Raw genomic sequence first — 18893 nt, 5'->3', positions numbered from 1 at the left:
AACTTAGCTAGAAAAATGATGTTTGCGCCATTTATTTAAATGCGCCTCTCCAATAGCCGCTACGCTAGTTTGCCGAACAATTTGTTTTTGTAAAGCGGCAATTTGCTCTTGATAATCTTGCTCTAGGTGGAAATGATTTCTTTCTTTTTCTGCGATTTGTCGCTCTCGGTCGTAAAATTTTTGAATTTGCTCGTTAATTTGACTTTGTTTTTGTGCCAAACAAACGCGCAGTTCTTTTAATTGTTTTTCTTTAGTATCTAATTGCTGTTGGAGAGCGTGAGTGATTTTTAGTTGCTCGCTTGTTTGAGATTGAAAATTTTTCCAATTTTGCTCTAACTCATAAATATTATTTTGGAGAGCTTGATTCCTCTTAGTTTGCTCGGCAAGCTTGTCTTGTAATTCTGCTATTCGTTCTTCTTTTTTGTTAGCTTTTTTGCGCAGAGCTTGATAATCTTCTTCTTGTTCTTCTATTTTTGCTTTTTGCTTTACTAATTTCTCTTGTATTTCTTGAAGTTGTTTGTCTTTTTTATCTATGTCTTTGGCTTGCTTTTCAGTTTGTTCTTGGAGCAATTCTATTTTTTCTTTTAATTCTGTAATTTTGATTTCTTTCTTTTTCAATTTATTTTGCAGAGAATTGTGGTCTTCTAAAGAGAGTGCTGGATTAGCCTCTTCAATATTTTCTGGGAAAGATTCTACAGCGATCGCATTGTTTTCTTCTTTTTCTACAACTAAATTCTCTTTTCTTTCTACAGATTGTGGGGAAATTTTACGTCTTCTTTTTGCCATTGAGATTCTCCTCAAAACACATGTCAATTATTAGCCTATTTCTTTTGGTTAATTAATTAAACAAGTAAGGTTTCGATTTCTTGCGCTCCTTTTTGCCTCGAATTTTTGCGGCGTTTCTCATCGTCTTTTTTAAATGTTTGGCGGAATCGATTTGAGATTTTTTTCTGCGAGCTTGAGTAGTTTTTCTTGACGATCGTACAATTTTAGAAGTTGTTATTTGCGATCGCGTCGTCGCTGACTCTACAGGTGCAGGGGCTATTTCTGCCTGACTGCCTTTAGGTGCGATGGTTTCTTTTTGAGGTTTAGACGTTGCGATCGATTCTGATTCACTAATTTCAGCATAAGTTAACGTTTGAGGGAATCCTGTTTCAGTCTCTGGCAATATTTCTGCTGTTTTTGTAGTAATCAGAGACGAAGAATGCACGGTTATATTAACAATTCTCCCTCCAGTGCGGCAAATTTGTTGAATTGTCTGACGAAAGCGATAGTAGGGAACTATAACGGTATAGTTAGTTCTTCGCTTAAGAGTTTGATTGGGTAAACCCACAACTTGAATAGCTACTTTGCGACTGTCGTAGTTATCCATTTTGATAGCCTTAATCTCAGTCACGATTGAGTTGTTCGCTCTATTTATACAATGTTATCAGCAATTTTCGGATTGAGAATTGTAACAAATAATTTTTGTTACATTTTTTTATTATATTTCTAAGCCATGAAATTCCGATCTTGGTTCGCGTTCCATAAGAGCTTTAACAGCTTCTTGAGGAGTTATCTCTCCTTTGAGAAGTCGATAAATTTGATGGGAAATAGGAACATAAATTTCTTTAGTTTGGGCAATTCTTATCAAAACTTCAGTCGTATTAATTCCTTCGGCAGTTCCTTTCAAGTTTTCTAGAATTTTTTCTAAAGATTTCCCTTGAGAGAGTCCGTAACCAACTTGATAATTTCTTGAAAGAGGACTGTTACAAGTTGCTATTAAATCTCCCAAACCAGATAATCCAAAAAAGGTTGAAGCTTGAGCACCTAAATAAATTCCCACGCGAATCATCTCTGGTAATGCGCGCGTTATTAATCCTGCCTTTGCATTCGTTCCCAATTGTAAGCCATCGCAAACACCAGCCGCGATCGCCATCACATTTTTTAACGTACCACCTAATTCTGTTCCTAGCGGATCGCTATTAACATATACTCGAAAATTTTCCGATGTAAATACCGATTGTACGATCTCGGCTGCCGATATATTATTACTAGCAACAACTGTTGCGGCAGGTAAACCTTGCTGAATTTCTTTAGAGAGATTTGGTCCCGATAGGACAACAATAGAATAACTTGGAAAAGCTTCTTGCCAAATTTGAGAAGGCGTGCGAGTTGTAAGCGGATCTAACCCTTTAGTCGCTGTTACTAAAACCACTTTTTCGGGTAAAGTTAAAGCTTGTAGTTTTTCAATTGTAGGTCTAACTCCCTTGATAGAAACGGCTGATAAAATAATATCGGCATCAGCGATAACTGCTTCCAAACTTTCTGCACTATGACGCGACCATAAACGAACTAAATGCTGATTTCGCTTGGCTAAAGTTGCTAAAGCCGAACCCCAAACACCCGACCCTATAATTGTTAATTTTTTTTGTTTGTTATCGGTCATTAGTTATTAGTTATTGGTTGTTATTTATTTATTTTAAAACGATGATATAGTTAAAAAATGTTATTAAAAATTTGCATTTAGACTTCAAAATTCAGATGACATTTCGCAATCCTGCACCAACAGTTGATATTATTATCGAACTAATCGATCGCCCTCATCGACCGATTGTTTTAATCGAACGTCAAAATCCTCCCTATGGCTGGGCAATTCCTGGTGGATTCGTGGACTATGGAGAATCAGCAGAAACAGCAGCACGACGAGAAGCAAAAGAAGAAGTCAGTTTAGAGGTCGAACTCATCGAACAATTTCAAGTCTATTCCGATCCTAATCGAGATCCGCGCCAACACACTTTAAGCGTCGTTTTTATCGCTACAGCTAAAGGCAACCCCAAAGCAGCGGATGATGCTAAAAATATTGGCATTTTCGATCTTTGGAATCTGCCAGAAAATCTCTGTTTCGATCATGACAAAATCCTTCGAGATTATTGGCATTACCGTCACTACAAAATTCGCCCTCAAATTTCAAACTAATCTCAGCGTTTTCCTCTGCCTCTGCGCCTGAAGCGCGACGGCAGTCACTACAATGGGGGAAACCCCCGCAACGCGCTGCCTCCTCTGCGTGAGATTTAAACAAACTTATCGATCGTAATATGAACTTTTACTTAGGAATTGATTTCGGTACCTCTGGCGCAAGAGCAATTGTCATCGATTCGCAAGAAAATATTTGCTCAGAAATTCAAGAAACTTTTAAAAAATCGTCCTCAAATAATTTAACAACTTATTGGCAGCAGACTTTATTTGCTTTAATCGAGCAAATTCCTCTCCAGATTAGACAAGAAATTAGAGCGATCGCGATCGATGGAACGTCCTCTACAGTACTACTCTGCGACAAGCAAGGAAATCCCATTAACGATCCTATTTTATATAACGATGGGCGAGGAATGACTGTCCTAGAAAATTTAGCAGCCATTGCCCCTCCCAATCATCTAGTTTTAAGTGCTACCTCTAGTTTGGCAAAACTTTTTTGGTGGTATCGACAACCAATTTACTCTCAATCTTCCTACTTTTTACATCAAGCAGACTGGCTAGCATTTTTGTTGCATGGAAAATTAGGCATTAGCGATTATCACAATGCTTTAAAACTCGGTTATGACGTGGAAAATTTATGTTATCCTAACTGGTTGGAAAAATGGTTCATCCGAGATTTATTGCCGCAAGTGTTGTCCCCAGGAACGCCTATAGATACAGTCAAAAAAGAAATTGCCTATCGTTTTAATTTACGAAAAGATTGTCTCGTTTGTGCTGGGACAACTGATAGTATTGCCGCATTTCTTGCCAGTGGCGCGACAAATCCGGGCGAGGCAGTCACTTCACTCGGTTCGACTTTGGTATTGAAATTATTAAGTCATACTCGCGTAGAAAATTCTCAATATGGAATCTATAGCCATCGATTCGGAGATTTATGGCTAACTGGAGGCGCATCTAATACGGGTGGGGTAGTCTTGCGATACTTTTTTAGCAATGAAGAGTTAGAAAGATTCAGTCGCCAAATCGATGCCACTCAAGCAAGTCATTTAGATTATTATCCCCTGCTTAAACCGGGCGATCGCTTTCCGATTAACGATCCCCAATTGCCGCCAAAACTGGAACCTCGTCCCGAAGATCCCGTGCAATTTTTACACGGCTTATTGGAAAGCATGGCAAGAATCGAAGCGCTAGGATATCGACGGTTGCAAGAACTAGGGGCAACTCCGCTTCGTTACGTCTACACGGCGGGAGGAGGGGCAAAAAATCCGACTTGGGAAAAGATTCGCAAACGTTATTTACAAGTTCCGGTTGTCTCCTCAGACTATGCAGAAGCGGCTTACGGAACTGCATTACTTGCAAAAAAAAAGTATTTAATCCGAGACTAACTCAGTAAACTTAAAATAGCGATCGCCTTTTTTGGAGGCGCAACAATTCCCTATGTCTGTCGCGATTTTTTAATGGATATTAACGTTTCTACCTCCGATCCTTCTCCTCTATCCCTTACATGGCGCGGTCAGTGGTTAGGCTGGCTTGGTCTAGCGATTTTAGTATTCTTTACTTGGCTGCCCTATAGCTACGAACTAATGGTTTCTTCGCCCTGGATAGCTATCTGGCAGCTTGGATTTTTGCTGCTAGGGGTATGGGCTATATGGATGCTGCGTCAATTTCAACTGCCGTTTAAACCGCTAGGGCATGGGTTGGACTGGGCATTAGGGTTAATCGCGATCGCGCTATTTCTCTCCACTTTATTTTGCCAATTCCGTCAACTAGCCCTCTGGAATGTCTCTCTTGTGGTTGGCTATGGGTTATTACTCTACATTCTGCGCAATTGGCTAGGAAATGGTGGATTAACCATAACGCGCTTATGGATAGGAGTTTCTTTGATTGGGGTGGTGACGAGTATCATTAGCCTCATCGTTTGGTACCCAGAATGGGCATCTGGTGCCCCTCGCAATCAATTTCCGATGGGACACCCTAACTTTGTAGCAGGCTATTTACTACTTATTCTGCCCTTAACCATTGCCTTAGCCCTATCTCGCCAGGGATGGCAGCGAATCGGGGCATTAGCCGCCAGTCTCCCGTTAGGAGTCGTCCTTTACACCACCAGTTCGCGGGGAGGATTTTTAGGGCTACTGATTTTGGGACTAATGGGAATGGTCTTGTTTACTGTTCGGGGTCGAGGAAAGCAGCGATGGCAACGCCTTGCAGGTTGTAGTGCATTACTGATTCTGATTGCCTTCATTTTACTCAGCAATCCGAGAGTTCGGCAGATCGTACAAGTTCCTTCGATCGCCTCTCATTCTCCAGCCGTTCAAGTGAGAATTGATGGCGAAAGCCGCGATCGCATATTTATGTGGCAGGCTAGCTTAAATATTTTCAAAGCAAAGCCACTTTTCGGTGTCGGGCCCGGCAATATGGCACGAGTATACAACCTCTATCGTCCTATTGAAGTAGGAACGGGTGCATCCCACGTACAGCAACTTCACAATACCCCTCTCCAAATTCTAGGAGAATTAGGGTTAGTTGGTTTCTCAGCTTTTTTATTCTTAATTGGTTGTTTGGGCTACTTATGGTACAAGTTATATAAAAAATTATCTAAACCAAACGAACGTTATTTACTCTATGGTATTGGCGGCGGGTTGTTAGCCTATGGTGCATCTAGTCTCACCGATTATCAACTAGAAAATATTGCCATTAGTGGCAGTTTAGTCGTGCTAATTGTGATGCTTGTTGGACTGGCAGACGATTTTCAATTATCTCAATTAAATAAGCTTCGGAGTTCTCGCCGTCGCTGGCTAAGTTTGGGAGGTATTACTGTTTTGGTATTAATTTTCTTACTCTGGTTTCCCGTCACTTGGGCAATGAAGTTGGCTTCAGAGGCAGATAGTCTTTTTATAAGAGGCAATCTCGAAAAAGCTTATAACCAACTATCTATTGCTACTAATCTCGTTCCTTGGGATCCCATTTATAACCTATTAACAGGATTTCAGCTTTTGCAAGTAAGAGAAGGGATTAAAGACGCGCAACTCTCAAAAGAGTTATCGGAAATGATATTACAGCAATTTCAAAAAGCAGTAGATGCAGCTCCCTACGATGCTTATTTTAATCATAATTTAGGACTACTTTATCACGAGCAGAACCAGAGCGATCGCGCCCAAATATATTTAAGTCGAGCAACCCAATTATTGCCTCGGCTTAGTTATTATACTTACTATTTACTCGGTCTAGAATATTTAAAACAGCAAGAAACCGAAAAAGCGATAAATGCTTTAGCGCTCAGTGGATTAATTAATCCAGAAATTTTAACCAGAGAGATATGGAATCAATCCCCTCTTGTGAGCCTAAAAGATTCTGTTGTTGAGAAAACGATTAGTTTTTCCAAAAATATTTGGACACAACTTTCCACGAACGCACCCGAATATAATCAAATATATGAAAATATTGTGCTTTTGCAGTGGTGGGAGCGAAAGCCGATAAAAAATCTAGATTTTAATCGACTGCAACCTGTTTCACAAGCATTATTATTGGCAGAAAATTCATCACAAAAAGCTCTAAATATTCTCAATAAAAATCTTGAATTCAATCCCAAAAGTCGTGTTTTATTACTGCTACGTGCCTGGCTCGAACCGCAACAGTACTTAAATAGTTATTTAGAGAATGCTTCCGATCTTAATGCAGAAGAACAAAAGCAAGTTAGAGAACATATTTTCGAGCAAAGAAATTTAAGAAGCTGGCTATCTTCTGTCCGCCAAAAAAGTCAGGCAGTATATAGAAATGCTTTAACATTACCTTATAGAAATTTAAAAGCATCTGAGGTAGCCTTTGGACTCTCTTCCCAAGAAGAAGATGTAAATTTACTCGTATTGATGTTAGGTTTATTCCCCGATTATCCTCAAGTTTTACTACCCTTGGATCGACTTATTAATCAAATTAGAACTGAGCAATTAAATCTTCCCCATCCAATTGATAATAACTTTCAGCTTGAAACAAAAATTGTTGGAAATAGAAGATATTAACGATTGGATTGAGCAAGCGGTTGGACTCGACTGTATTTATCAATCGTGGGATTTTTATTGGGCTGATACTCGCTATTCTTGGTGGTTTTGCCAAACTGTTTGGTTGGGTTGGCAATCCGTAGATACGATCGCATTTCTCTACAATTATTGATTTTGATTAGAGCGATCTCACCCCATGCAAGTTTTTGATGTTCCCGCGATCGCGTCTTGCTCTAAAGTTACTAATTTCTAACTTTTAAGTCTAAAATATAAACAACAATAAATTGTCGAGCTGGCGGGCAACATGAGCGTAACGATTGAATCAGATTTAAAAGAAATTTTTGCTAAGTTCGATCAAAAGTTAGATAAATTAGAGCAGAAGATAGATAAAGTAGAACAAAAGATAGATAATGTTGCCAAAGATGTTAGCGAGTTGAAAGTCTCTGTAGCCAGGACAGAAGCCGAACTAAGAGGAGATATCAAGGCTCTCAATGAATCTGTTGCTAGGACTGAAGCACAATTAAAAGGAGATATTAATAGGACTGAAGCCGGATTAAAAGGAGATCTCAAAGCGCTCGATGAAAAGGTAGATGGGACTAAAGCAGAATTAAAAGGAGATCTCAAAGCGCTCGATGAAAAAGTAGATGGCTTGAGCAAACGACTCGAAACAACCGAATTTGTCAATCGCGGGATTTTGATTGGTCTGATTGTTGCTATCTTAGGTAGTTTGGCGAAGTTGTTTGGTTGGGTTGGCAATCCGTAGACGCGATCGCATTTCTTTACAATTATTGATTAGAGCGATCGCACTCCATGCAAGTTTGTATTAAGTAAAATCAGCCAATTAAATATTAAACGTAGTGCGAGCATCCTGCTCGCGTCTTCTTATACTTCCCCAATTCAAATCCGATCGCACTCCCCTACCTTCTAAGTCTAAAATATTACTAATACTGATTTATTTAAGGGTTTGGCAATGGATAGGTAAACCTGTTATTAAAGGAACTCGCTTATCTGTAGAATTTTTACTCGGTCTTTTTGCCGTAGGCTGGACAGAACAACAACTGTTAGAAAGCTATCCTAATCTTACACCTGAATCTTTAAGAGCAGTTTTTGCATTTGCTGCTGAATGTATGCGGGAGGAAATACTATACAATATTCCGCTATCTTCTGAGGCAAGTTGATGCGGTTTTTAGCCAATGAAAATCTGCCTTTGCCTAGTATAAATCTTTTGCGCAATGCCAGATATGATGTCGTATCAATTAGTGAAGAATCACCTGGAATAGAAGATGCCGAAGTTTTAAATCGTGCTACTCGCGAGCAGAGAATTATATTGACTTTTGATAGAGATTATGGAACGTTAATTTATCAAAGAGGAATGGCTGCACCTTGGGGAATAATTTACTTTCGCTATCAGCCCCTAACTCCATACGAACCAGCCGAACAATTACTACAATTATTAGGTCAAGCTAGTTTATCTTTTGAGGGAAGATTTACTGTGTTAGAGCGCGAGCAATTGCGTCAGCGTCTACTCTAGTAAGCAATCGCGTTTCCCTCTACAGTTTTTATTGTACGCGATCGCGATCCATGCAAGTTTGTATTAAGTAGAACCAGCTATTAAGTATTCAACGTAGTAGAGTAGAGCATCCTGCTCGCGTTTTATTATATGTGAGTTATACGTGAGCGAGACGCTCACACTACTTTTCCCTGTGCCGAACAAAAATTATCAATTACTTCCAACTAGAAGGTGTTATGACTTGCAATTTGCCTTCTGGCGTAACAGTAATCTCGGCACCCAAAGACTTAATCTTATCAATAGCATACTGCTGAGTTTTTCGATCTGGAGTTGTTGTTAGAATGGTCATCCAAGCAGAAACTTGAGCTTTTCTTGGATCTGGGTTAGTTGCTAAGTATTCGGCTGTTGCGCGAGTTTGGTTTGCCATAAATTCATTCCCTTGAATACTTGCCCAATTGGATGCCATTTGGTAGGAATGTCGCGCTGCTTTTAAATCTCCTAAGAACAAGATTTCATCTACGCCTTTATAAATCCAGATATAAATCGAAAGAGGGAAAGTTTTAGGAGAAACTGATTCTAGAACCCGATTCATAAAAGTGACGGTTTTATCGGGTCTACCTGCATAAATTGAGTTGGCAGTAGACATTTGCAAATATGCCCGAATAAAACGAGGATCGCGATCGACCATTATTTCAAAAAAATTAGGAATTAAAGAATATCCGGTTTGCTCGCGAGCTTTTCCATCTCCAAAATATTGAATGAATCCAAGAAAATTCCAGTCTGCGATTAAATTGTTAAACCCAAAGGAAGGCATATTCTTTTGTAAGTTTAGGAAAACTTGAGTAGATTGTTCTTCTTTTAAAGCATCTTCTCCTGTCCGAGCTTTTTTTGTTTTAATATGTGAAGTTTGTAAATAAATAACCCCTGCCAGACAAAATAACGGAGTAAGATAGCGCAAGAATAATAGCAGTCTTTTATTTTTCATATTTCACTTTATCTTCACTACCTGAATTTAAAATATAAGAATAAGTTTATATTTTATCTAGATAGCAATTTTCACAAATCCTTACTCTAATCTAATCCCGTTGTTGGTACAAACTCCGCTAGTTGTATCGGGTACATCAACGGTTACGCCAACATCTAGACTTTGGCAAAAGAAAGTATTAAATAAACCAGCATTATGATATACTCCTATTGCATAATTTCTAACGCGATCGCTATTAGGATTGAGTGCAGTTGCCTGATGCTTCACGATTGCGCTATTAGCTATTGAAGGGTTTGGTAAGTCATAGTATTTCGAGGCAAAACTTCCATTAATAGTTAAATAACTTAGATCGTTAGCAAAAGTTTGTTTCTCGAAGTGATAGGCTTGTTGAGAACGAGCAATAGCACCGAGATTATTTTTAGCCTCAGTTTCTCTAGACTTACCGATTTGAGTGATAAAGTTAGGAAGACTGACTGCAACTAGAATTCCTATAATAATTATCACAACTAAAAGTTCTATGAGAGTAAATCCCCGATCGCGATCTCTATTACACAAGAAATATTTTAGCGATCGTAGATCGATCTTAATTTTAGTGTAACTCATACTTAAACATAAATATATTTTCTAATTTTATTATTGCCTTCTATGTAGAGGTTACCCATTTTTTTGATAAGATATATCATTTTATTTATTGCAATTTTTCGAGCTATTTAAATTATGTTAAAAAACAAAAAGCATCAGGTTAATTTACATGTTTACCTGATGCTTATAAATTAGATCTGTGTTGATTTAAGTAATTTTTAAACTTGTTTCATTACACTAGCTTAGTTTACTTAAGCGCAGTGCTTCCAGAGGGACAAACGGGAGTCGCAGCAGCAGTAACTGAAGGTGCAGTGTTAGTGATTTGGTCAGATTGACAAACAACGTTTGCGTAAACTCCAGAGGTACTGCTAAAGCCTACACCACCAGCATAACTGCGAGTCCCATTCTTAGGAGCATCCGTGGAAGCTGCTTGTTGAGTAACGCTAGCAGCGTCACCTGCATTGGTTGAGAAGCTGTAATATTGACTATCAACGGTTACACCCAGAATATTGTTAGATGCTAAGTTAGCATCAGTAAGTGCTGAAGCAAAAGATTGCTTTTCAAAGTGATAAGCTTGCTGAGCGCGGTTAATAGTACCGATGCCATTCTTACCTTCAGTTTCTCTAGCTTTACCAACTTGACCGAGGAGGTTAGGCAGAGCAACAGCAGCCAGTACGCCGATGATAATTACAACAACTAATAATTCAATAAGAGTGAAACCTTTGTTAGATTTTTTGTTAGCTAAAACTTTGAGTAAGTTGGCTTTGAATTGAGAATTCATGGGTTTTTGTTCCTTTTTCGGTAGGGGTTTGTTTTTTCTCTTCTAAATAGAACTTACCCAGAGCGATCTAATTTCATATCACCTCCAAAAAAATTTTTTGAATTGATTTATAAGGAATCCCTCGACAAGTAATAGACTTGTTGCATAAATGATTGCTTTTCTAATGCTGGTTGAGTGACAGAATTCAAATCGCCCTCACCCCAACCCCTCTCCCGCTCTGGGAGAGGGGCTTTCAAGTTAAGACTTTTGCCTGAAGTCTCTTCGTCCTTTGTGGGAGAAGGGATTTAGGGATGAGGGGACAAAGATTTGTCAGTCAACCAGCTTCTAATGCCATGCTCAACGGAGCGTAGCTAGTGTTCGTATCTCGAAACCTAGGGCGATATTGAGATTCTTCGCGATCGCTCTTCAATGACAGGTAACGAAATTCTGTCATCCTGAGCATAAGCGAGGGATCTCAAGCACCTCAGCTCCCTAAAATATTCGATTCTTTGCGGAGTTTATCCTTGAGCGAAGCGAAGGACTCAGCATGACGGGTGACGCCAACACGCCCAGAATTCAATTTCTAGGCTAGCTCGCATCAGTTCACTTAAGTGGGCTTAAGCTATGAGTCAGGAACTTCAGTTCCTGGCGGACTGTGCAATTTATTACCCGCTTGGGATTTAAATCCCAAGCTAATAGCTTAAGTCCTCTCAAGAGGACTATAGACCTGTTAAGAGAATAGATTTTCATCCTCGACGCGAAAAATCTCTGAGATCCTTCGCTTCACGCCGTTACGCTCAGGATGACAGGTAATATCTTTGACTACAAGTTGGATAAAAATTGCCAATTGCGAATTGTCAATTGCGAATTGGATTGACCTTCTACCGCTATGGTAGCGATATAATTGGCAGCAGGAACGATCGCATGCAAATGCCATCGGGCTGCCGCTTGCACGTCGCCGTCGATAGCGAGCAAACGCATCGGTTCGTTGGGCGCGAAGGAAACTTCTACCCGATCTAAAGAACCTGCCAACCCGTCGCCAGTCGCTTTTAAATAAGCTTCCTTTGCCGTCCAACCGCGAAAGAAGGCTATTAGCTTTTCTGAGTCTGGCAAAGCGTCAATAATCGCCGATTCCCGCGCTGAAAAAAAGCGTTGAGCGATCTTTTGAGCGTCAGCGATCGGACGCATATATTCCAAATCTACGCCGATAGCGCGATCGCGCGTAAATCCATATAAAGCCAAGTCTTGCGAGTGGGACAAATTGAAGTGCATCTCATTACCGCCCAAGCTTTCGGCTAATTTGGGTTTGCCGCGAGAACTATACTCAAATTCGAGCCGATTGGGTGCGATCGCCAAATAATGCCCTAAAATCGTTCTGAGCGTGCCGCGAGCAACAATAAAACGATGCCGATGTTGCTGGAAATAAAATCGCTGTGCCCTAGCTTTTTCGTCTGCCGAGAGGATTTGGGCGAGTTCTTCAATCTTGTCTGCGCTCAAGTCTAGATTTACCCACCAAAGGTGAACTTCTTCTGTCATTTGATGAAAGGATTTTGGATTTTGGATTGGTCATAGAAGGACGGGGCTTTCAGGGTGCGCCCGCAGGTGGCGCACTCAGCCCCTCCAGAAGGCTTCCGGGCAGAGGGCAGAATTCGGAATACGTTCGTCGGAAGTTAATATCCTCCTCCCCGTCTCCCCCCTCTCCCCACACTTCCCACACTTCCCCAGTCAGCGCTGCGGGGCGCGATCGAAAGCACGAGCCATGGCATTCCATGCTAGTTTGGGTTTGAAGTGTTTGTCCAAGGGATGGGGACGCAAGGGGAGACCATCCGGGCGAGGGTGATATTCAGGCATCCAGCTATAGCGATCGCTCAATCCCCATGTGATAATGGCAATAACGGCTGGCTCGTCGAGTACGGTTGAGAGATAATCTTCATAGACTCCAGCAACGACGCGATCGCGCAGCTTTATATCTGGGGGCAATCTGTGGTCTGCTACGTCTAGTTCTGTAATCAAGATTTTCAAACCCAGACTGGCGACCTGACTTAAGAAATCGCGCAGTTTTTTGGGGTTAAAATCCGTTGCATCAGCCCACAGATGAGCTTGAATCCCTAGGGCATGGACTGGCGTTCCTTTCGATTTTAAACGCTCTAATAGCTTCAAAATAGCAATTCTCCTCGCCTCATCTCTGGGATTGTCGTAGTCCATCCCAAAATCGTTATAGACTAAGAGTGCTTGTGGGTCGGTTTCGGCAGCGACGCGGAAGACCAGATCGAGGTAATCTTCGCCTAGAAATTCCAGCCATGGCGTTTTGCGCAAACTGTCGGGTCGTCCGTCGTTGGGTTCGATCGCTTCGTTGAGTACGTCCCAGGAATGTATTTGTCCGGCATAATGTCCGACTACCGTTTTAATGTGCTCGACTAAAAATCCCTCGGCATTTTGACGGTTAACTGTCTCTTCAAACCAGTCGGGCAAGGAAATATGCCAGACTAGGGTATGACCGCGAAAATGCATGCTACTAACACGAGCAAATTTAGCGACCCAATCGCTTTTAGTAAAATCAAAACTATCGGGCGTGGGACGGATGAAATACCATTTCAGTTCCCCCGATACGAGCATGCCACACTCTCGCGCAAAACTGGTTGCATAGTTTTTATCAGACGACAGCGGCAAATAATCTCCTACCGCGCCGTAAATTAAGCCTTTAGCCGCCGCGCGATCGCGCAGAGGGGCATTTCCAACCGTTGCAAAGTCTCTCGACTCATATCGACTCGTATGAATCAGGTTCTTCACGTATGTAGAGGTAGATTTTCCCGCTACTGCAATGCTCGCTCCTGCCAAGGTACCAAGACCCAAGAGAAAGTTTCGCCTCGTTGCCAGTCGTCTAATAGACATTACACTCAAGAAGATAAATAGTTATGAAGGTACTCCAGCGCTTTCTGAAACTGCCCAAGATTATTGACTCCCATGCAGACAATTAGCAAACAGGATAGCACTAACGCTAGAGAACGGAACCTGCTTAATGTGCTCAAGGCTGTCAACATTATCAGCAAAGGAACAAAATGTAGCGAATAAAGAAAGGTTTCATCTCCGAACAACGTGTGAAACCCTATCTGTTGGAGGAGCGTTAGCCCAAGAACGATCTTAAGCTGAAGATACCAACGAACGGAAAAAAATCCCCACACCCCCAGACTTAATAACGCAATCCATAAGAAAACGCCGATTAATCCCCACCAGCTAGCGGAACCTGGAGCCGAACCCTGAGTAATCATCCCATAAACATCGCCTTCCTGATGGCTAATTTTGAAGGCTGGCATAATCATCGTATGAAACAAGAAAGAGCCGATGGGGTCTAGCGGATGCCACATAAACCAAGCATCCGCAGCGATGAGTTGCTTTAGCAAACTAAGCATTCCTCCGGATTGCGATGCCACTGAATTAGCCACCTCGGAACCCGATGTCGATCCCGTTGCTGCTGGAACCGTAGCCGCTTGCGTAAAAATGAAAGGTCTAATCAGCCTATAGATTGCCAGCGGTATAGCAGTCAAAACAAGAGAACCTGCAATGATTTTTGCAGATTGCTTCCAAGACCAGTTGAGGATAGCGATCGCAAATCCAACGAACCCATTAGTGACTGACATGCTCAAGGTTAGTGAAGTGGCAACTGCGTACCAGAGCATCGACAGCTTTCGGTATTGAACGATCGCCGCAAAGAGCAGTCCGATTAACATGGTTATGGAACTCATCGGATAGCACTCTGGTGCAACAAACCCAAATATTGCCGAGGCACTGGTTCCTGCTAGGATGCTAAAGATCGTGGCATCGAGTTAGCGGCAACCGATTAACCTCAATAGGACGAACAGCATGCCAATCCAAAGAGAAGCCACACCTGCTGTGACCAAGCTCCATGCCCTATACGAATCGACACCGGATGTAATTTTTAGAAGATAAACCAGAGCGGGAGCTAGGATCGGAAACCAAGGATGTCTGACTCGCCGATAAACATCGTTTTCAGGACTGGAAACTTGAGTGAAGACAAGCGCGCTATCTCCTGCAAACCAAATATTATCCCTCTGCTCGACAGATTGAGTCAGCAGAGAACCCTGATAAGAGGCAAGTCCGGCGCATAAGATCAAAACAATTGCGATCGCGAGATCGCGCCAATCGAACTTAATAGGCTGGAAGTCAAAACTCGGCTGACTCCTTTGCATCCAAGTTTTGTCAGCAATTTTCATGATAGAAATAATTACGTATACATAAAAACGTATACATTAAAAGCTATATTTTGACTAAAAAGCTAGAGTAGTTACTCTAGAACAAATTGTCAAGTAAGCGGCGAACAAAACACCATCTATTTTTTGCTAAATATTTAAAGTCGCTCTACTATATTTTATTTTTGTTTTGAAGGTTGCGCTATTGAATTAGTAATTCGTCTGTGTCAACATATTGATTTAACCTCAATTTATCTAGAAAGATAGGTTGAGGTTTTCTCTAAAGCCATAACCTAGTCTCTAAAGCCATAACCTAGAATGAAATCCCCGATCGAGGTTGCTGAAACCTGTTTCGTTATTGTTTCTCTACTTCTTTTTACTGGAGGAATCCTTAAGGTCTTACAGTTAGCCGATGTAGATCAAAACGCTCTCTCGCCAGATGTTTCTAGCCCCATAGAGCAAGTAATTTTCCTAGCAATTCAGGGAATATCGCTCTTATTAGTTCTTGGGCGCTGGAAGCTGGTTGTAAGTCAGTTACTCAAAACAGACAAATTAATTTTATTCCTATTAGTTAGCCTCCTATCGCTTATTCTCCTCTCCGCTCTTTGGTCTAGATTTCCAATCGTTACTCTGCGTCGCTGCCTTGCTCTATGGGGAACGACTATTTTTGGCATCTACTTTGCTACTCGTTATAGCTTTAAAGAGCAGTTAAAGATTTTATTATATACATTTGGCTTGGCAATCTTTCTCAGTTTTTTGTTTGCGATCGCCTTGCCAAGATTCGGAATGATGAGCGGACTGCATGAAGGCGCGTGGCGAGGTATTTATTTACATAAAAATGGGCTGGGTTCTATGATGACCTTAAGTTCCATGCTATTTTTAGTTTCTCTTAAAAGCGGCAAGTCTGGACGGATCACTAAATGGCTGGGCTTGATTTTTTCCTTTCTTTTAGTATTGCTTTCAAGCTCAAAAAGTGCGCTAGTGACTTTTGTTTGTTTGTTCGTTATTTTACATATGTGTAGCGCTTTAAGATGGTATTATGACTTAGTGATTCCTGGGTTAATTGGGGGAGTAGGAGTCGTTACCAGTATAGGAATATGGTTGATAGATAATTTCGACAACTTACTGAGGGCAATGGGAAAAGATCCGACCTTAACTGGTCGCACGGATATGTGGCCTTTGATCTGGGAAAGCATTCTAGCACGCCCTTGGTTAGGCTATGGATACAGCGGTTTTTGGCAAGGATTTGATAGCGATGCAGCCTACGTCTGGTATGCTCTCGGTTGGGAACCAACTCATCCTCATAATGGACTGCTGGAATTGTTGCTAATTTTCGGCGTTATCGGAATGTCAATCTATATACTTTTGTTTCTTGCTAGCTTTGTACGCTCTCTGTTCTGGATTCGTATTACTCGCGATGCTAGATATTTTTGGCTTTTAATATTTCTGAGCTATACAATCTTAACCAACCTAGCCGAGACGAGAGTTTTAGAATATAACAGCATTACTTGGGTCTTGTATATCGCAACTATATTAGCGCAACCAGATAGTTTCGATATAGTTTTCAAAAAACATAGCGGGTAAGGGTTGACAGATCGACTTGTAAAGTTTGCTGGAGGACGCGCTTTCCTCTCCCGTTAAGCCTGCGGCAGTAACAGGAGTCTCCAGCAAGTAATTTAAGATGGGAAAATAAGGAAAAGTCCTTTAAACAATGGATTTACTCGAATATCAAGCCAAAGAATTATTTCATCAGATCGGCATTCCCATTTTGCCATCGCAAACGATCGCCGACCCCAGCGAACTGAAACGGTTGCAAATTCGCTATCCAGTCGTTCTCAAATCCCAGGTTCGAGCAGGAGGCAGGGGAAGGGCAGGCGGTATCCGCTTCGTAGAAAATACGATCGACGCGATCGCGGCAGCGCGAACCATTTTTAATTTGCCTATTATGGGAGAATACCCCGAAGTCATCCTGGCAGAAGCTCGCTACGATGCCCAACAGGAATTTTTTCTGGCCGTGTTGCTCGACTATCAGCTAAAACGCCCCGTATTGCTCGGTTCGACCAGGGGAGGAATCGATCTCGACACCTTACTGGAGCACATGCAAAAAGTCGTTATCGACGAAGAATTTTCCCCATTCTACGCGCGGCGGTTGGCGATTAAAATGGGACTCCGAGGCGCGTTAATCCAGTCTGTCAGCGCGATTATCGAGAAGATTTACCATCTCTTTAGCGAAAAAGATTTGGATCTGGTAGAGATAAATCCGCTAGGAGTCAGTGCTGACGGGGAACTCATGGCTCTCGATGGCAAAATTACCGTCAATGATAGTGCCATCAAACGCCATTTAGATATCGAAAGGCTGACTGTCTCGAAAAAACAGGCTTCCCAAAAGCCTTCTAGCGAATTGGAAGTGCCTTCATCTACAGTTGAGATCCCAGAACCTCGATGGCTAGATCGGATCGACGAAAAGGGAAATATCGGGATTCTCTCCAATAGCTTGGGGCTAGCCATGGCAACTTGGGATTTAATCGTTCAAGATAAAGGCAAACCCGCTTGCTGCCTAATCGTGGGCGAGGCAACCAACGGCAAATGTCTGCCCGATGGAACTTTAACTCAAGAATTAGGAGAGGCAATAGAGCTGGCATTAGAGGTAAAAGGACTCAAAGTGGTGTTAGTAAATCTGTTAGGCAGTGCCGAAGCAATAGAAATGTTAGGACAAGCGCTCGCCGATTATTTACAACCGCACATCGGACAAACCGCAGAGCGGACGAGCGAAGAGAGAGCGCCAAGAGCCACAAGCGCAGTGTCTCCAAGACGATTGCGGAGCCTTCAGTCGCGTTCGGGCAAGTCACAAGCGAACGAACCCCCTCAATTTGTCATCCGCCTTGGCACAGGAGAGATCGCATCGGTTAAAGAACGCCTAACTACTATGCCCGTCTTCTTGACAGATGACTTAGATGACGCGATCGCGCAGACGCTCTCCATAGCCAAATCGAAATAAACTAGAAATTATGCAGTGGATGCCAGACAGTAAAGTTCTTATACAGGGAATTGCCACTCCCTTAGGGTCGCATTATGCAGCCCGAATGAAAGCTTATGGGACGAACGTTGTGGCTGGGGTTAGCGTTGGTCGGGGAGGACAGCAGGCGAATGAGATCCCCATTTTCGATTTGGTCGAGGAAGCCATTGGTGAAGTTGGAGAAATCGAGATAAGTCTTATTTTTGTCGATGCCTACGAGGTTCTAGATGCTGCTTTAGAAGCGATCGCAGCTCGAATCAAGCGAATTATTATTGTGACTTGCGGCGTTCCTCCCCTAGACATGGTTTCTCTGCTCGCAAAAGCACGGGCAACTAACACCTTCATTCTCGGTTCGGGCAGTCAGGGACTGATTATTCCTGACAAACTCTGGTTGGGCATTTGCGAACCCCACTTTTATACGCCCGGTAATATAGGATTGATTAGTCGAATCGACAGCCTCAGCGACGAAGTTGCCCTCTGCCTTACCCAAGCCGGACTCGGACAGTCTATTGCCGTTAGTCTGGGAACGGATGGGATTATTGGCGCGAATTTCGAGCAATGGCTGCAAATTTTGGAAGAAGATAACAGTACCGAAGCGATCGTTCTTCTCGGACAACCGGACGGCAGTACCAAAATTGCGGCGGCTAACTACATTGCTTCTGCCATGAAAAAACCCGTCATTGCCTACATTGCCGGACTTCAGGCTCCAGTAGAAAGAAGCTTTGGCGATGCAACGACAATTGTTGCTACTCAGCTATCCCAAGCTTCTCCAGCAACTAGCGCCGAGAAACAAACCATTGCCGCTCTCAAACAAGCAAAAGTTAATATCGCTAAGCGTCCTTCTGAAATTCCAAAACTGGTGCAAACAATCCTTAAGTAAAA

20 protein-coding genes are annotated in these 18893 nt (G+C 42.1%); 9 read left to right on the top strand and 11 right to left on the bottom strand.

Annotation, left to right across the window (positions count from 1 at the left end):
* Positions 1-3: 3 nt before the first annotated feature.
* The 3 genes from PLE7327_RS02890 to PLE7327_RS02880 form a co-directional block, all read right to left on the bottom strand.
* Positions 4-786 (bottom strand): hypothetical protein, encoded by a 783-nt coding sequence (locus tag PLE7327_RS02890; RefSeq protein ID WP_015142361.1) that lies wholly within the window; start codon positions 784-786, stop codon positions 4-6.
* Between the two features lie 52 nt (positions 787-838).
* Positions 839-1396 (bottom strand): phycobilisome linker polypeptide, encoded by a 558-nt coding sequence (locus tag PLE7327_RS22520; RefSeq protein ID WP_144266081.1) that lies wholly within the window; start codon positions 1394-1396, stop codon positions 839-841.
* Between the two features lie 87 nt (positions 1397-1483).
* Positions 1484-2428, bottom strand: a complete 945-nt coding sequence (locus tag PLE7327_RS02880) for an NAD(P)H-dependent glycerol-3-phosphate dehydrogenase (RefSeq protein WP_015142359.1) — start codon at positions 2426-2428, stop codon at positions 1484-1486.
* Positions 2429-2523: 95 nt separating this feature from the next.
* On the opposite strand from PLE7327_RS02880, the gene PLE7327_RS02875 reads away from it, so the two are divergent.
* From PLE7327_RS02875 to PLE7327_RS02865, 3 genes are all read left to right on the top strand, one after another.
* Positions 2524-2958, top strand: coding sequence for an NUDIX hydrolase (locus PLE7327_RS02875; protein WP_015142358.1), 435 nt, complete (start codon positions 2524-2526; stop codon positions 2956-2958).
* 119 nt (positions 2959-3077) lie between these two features.
* Entirely contained in the window at positions 3078-4340 is a 1263-nt protein-coding gene (locus PLE7327_RS02870; RefSeq protein ID WP_015142357.1) for an FGGY-family carbohydrate kinase, read from the top strand.
* 72 nt (positions 4341-4412) lie between these two features.
* A complete protein-coding gene (locus PLE7327_RS02865) occupies positions 4413-6971 on the top strand; it encodes an O-antigen ligase family protein (RefSeq protein WP_015142356.1) in 2559 nt (852 codons plus the stop codon).
* Here PLE7327_RS02865 and PLE7327_RS24690 read toward each other — a convergent pair.
* Positions 6968-7105 (bottom strand): hypothetical protein, encoded by a 138-nt coding sequence (locus PLE7327_RS24690; RefSeq protein WP_186005364.1) that lies wholly within the window; start codon positions 7103-7105, stop codon positions 6968-6970. The two genes, PLE7327_RS02865 and PLE7327_RS24690, sit on opposite strands and share 4 nt — an antisense overlap.
* Positions 7106-7254: 149 nt before the next feature.
* Here PLE7327_RS24690 and PLE7327_RS02860 point away from each other — a divergent pair, with 149 nt between their 5' ends.
* The 3 genes from PLE7327_RS02860 to PLE7327_RS02855 all read left to right on the top strand — a co-directional run bounded on the left by PLE7327_RS02860 (position 7255) and on the right by PLE7327_RS02855 (position 8481).
* Positions 7255-7713: a flagellar accessory protein FlaC gene (locus PLE7327_RS02860; RefSeq protein ID WP_015142355.1), complete on the top strand. Its 459-nt coding sequence runs from the start codon at positions 7255-7257 to the stop codon at positions 7711-7713.
* A 172-nt stretch (positions 7714-7885) separates the two neighbouring features.
* Entirely contained in the window at positions 7886-8128 is a 243-nt protein-coding gene (locus PLE7327_RS26330) for a DUF433 domain-containing protein (RefSeq protein WP_071880632.1), read from the top strand.
* The gene (locus tag PLE7327_RS02855) at positions 8128-8481 is read left to right on the top strand and encodes a DUF5615 family PIN-like protein (RefSeq protein ID WP_015142353.1); all 354 of its coding nucleotides are present in this window, start codon (positions 8128-8130) and stop codon (positions 8479-8481) included. Before PLE7327_RS26330 ends, PLE7327_RS02855 begins: the two co-directional genes overlap by 1 nt.
* A gap of 193 nt (positions 8482-8674) precedes the next feature.
* Here PLE7327_RS02855 and PLE7327_RS02850 read toward each other — a convergent pair whose 3' ends face one another.
* The 7 genes from PLE7327_RS02850 to PLE7327_RS02820 form a co-directional block, all read right to left on the bottom strand.
* Positions 8675-9445 carry a hypothetical protein gene (locus PLE7327_RS02850; RefSeq protein ID WP_015142352.1) on the bottom strand — a complete coding sequence of 257 codons (771 nt, stop codon included), beginning with the start codon at positions 9443-9445 and terminating at the stop codon, positions 8675-8677.
* A gap of 81 nt (positions 9446-9526) precedes the next feature.
* Positions 9527-10048, bottom strand: coding sequence for a type IV pilin-like G/H family protein (locus PLE7327_RS02845; RefSeq protein ID WP_015142351.1), 522 nt, complete (start codon positions 10046-10048; stop codon positions 9527-9529).
* 226 nt (positions 10049-10274) lie between these two features.
* On the bottom strand, positions 10275-10808 hold the full coding sequence (locus tag PLE7327_RS02840) for a type IV pilin protein (RefSeq protein ID WP_015142350.1): 534 nt from the start codon (positions 10806-10808) through the stop codon (positions 10275-10277).
* Positions 10809-11609: 801 nt separating this feature from the next.
* The gene (locus PLE7327_RS02835; protein WP_015142349.1) at positions 11610-12323 is read right to left on the bottom strand and encodes a 4'-phosphopantetheinyl transferase superfamily protein; all 714 of its coding nucleotides are present in this window, start codon (positions 12321-12323) and stop codon (positions 11610-11612) included.
* Positions 12324-12512: 189 nt separating this feature from the next.
* Positions 12513-13679 (bottom strand): endo-1,4-beta-xylanase, encoded by a 1167-nt coding sequence (locus PLE7327_RS02830; RefSeq protein ID WP_015142348.1) that lies wholly within the window; start codon positions 13677-13679, stop codon positions 12513-12515.
* 5 nt (positions 13680-13684) lie between these two features.
* On the bottom strand, positions 13685-14530 hold the full coding sequence (locus tag PLE7327_RS02825) for a hypothetical protein (protein WP_144266080.1): 846 nt from the start codon (positions 14528-14530) through the stop codon (positions 13685-13687).
* A gap of 81 nt (positions 14531-14611) precedes the next feature.
* Positions 14612-15019, bottom strand: a complete 408-nt coding sequence (locus tag PLE7327_RS02820; protein WP_144266079.1) for a hypothetical protein — start codon at positions 15017-15019, stop codon at positions 14612-14614.
* Between the two features lie 294 nt (positions 15020-15313).
* On the opposite strand from PLE7327_RS02820, the gene PLE7327_RS02815 reads away from it, so the two are divergent.
* From PLE7327_RS02815 to PLE7327_RS02805, 3 genes are all read left to right on the top strand, one after another.
* Positions 15314-16579, top strand: coding sequence for an O-antigen ligase (locus PLE7327_RS02815; RefSeq protein ID WP_015142347.1), 1266 nt, complete (start codon positions 15314-15316; stop codon positions 16577-16579).
* Positions 16580-16706: 127 nt separating this feature from the next.
* Entirely contained in the window at positions 16707-17993 is a 1287-nt protein-coding gene (locus PLE7327_RS02810) for an ATP-grasp domain-containing protein (protein WP_015142346.1), read from the top strand.
* A 10-nt stretch (positions 17994-18003) separates the two neighbouring features.
* Entirely contained in the window at positions 18004-18891 is an 888-nt protein-coding gene (locus PLE7327_RS02805; RefSeq protein WP_015142345.1) for a succinyl-CoA synthetase subunit alpha, read from the top strand.
* The last annotated feature ends 2 nt before the right edge of the window (positions 18892-18893 follow it).

Source organism: Pleurocapsa sp. PCC 7327, assembly GCF_000317025.1.
Taxonomy (GTDB): domain Bacteria; phylum Cyanobacteriota; class Cyanobacteriia; order Cyanobacteriales; family Microcystaceae; genus Hydrococcus.
This window is presented reverse-complemented; position numbering and strand designations above follow the sequence as displayed.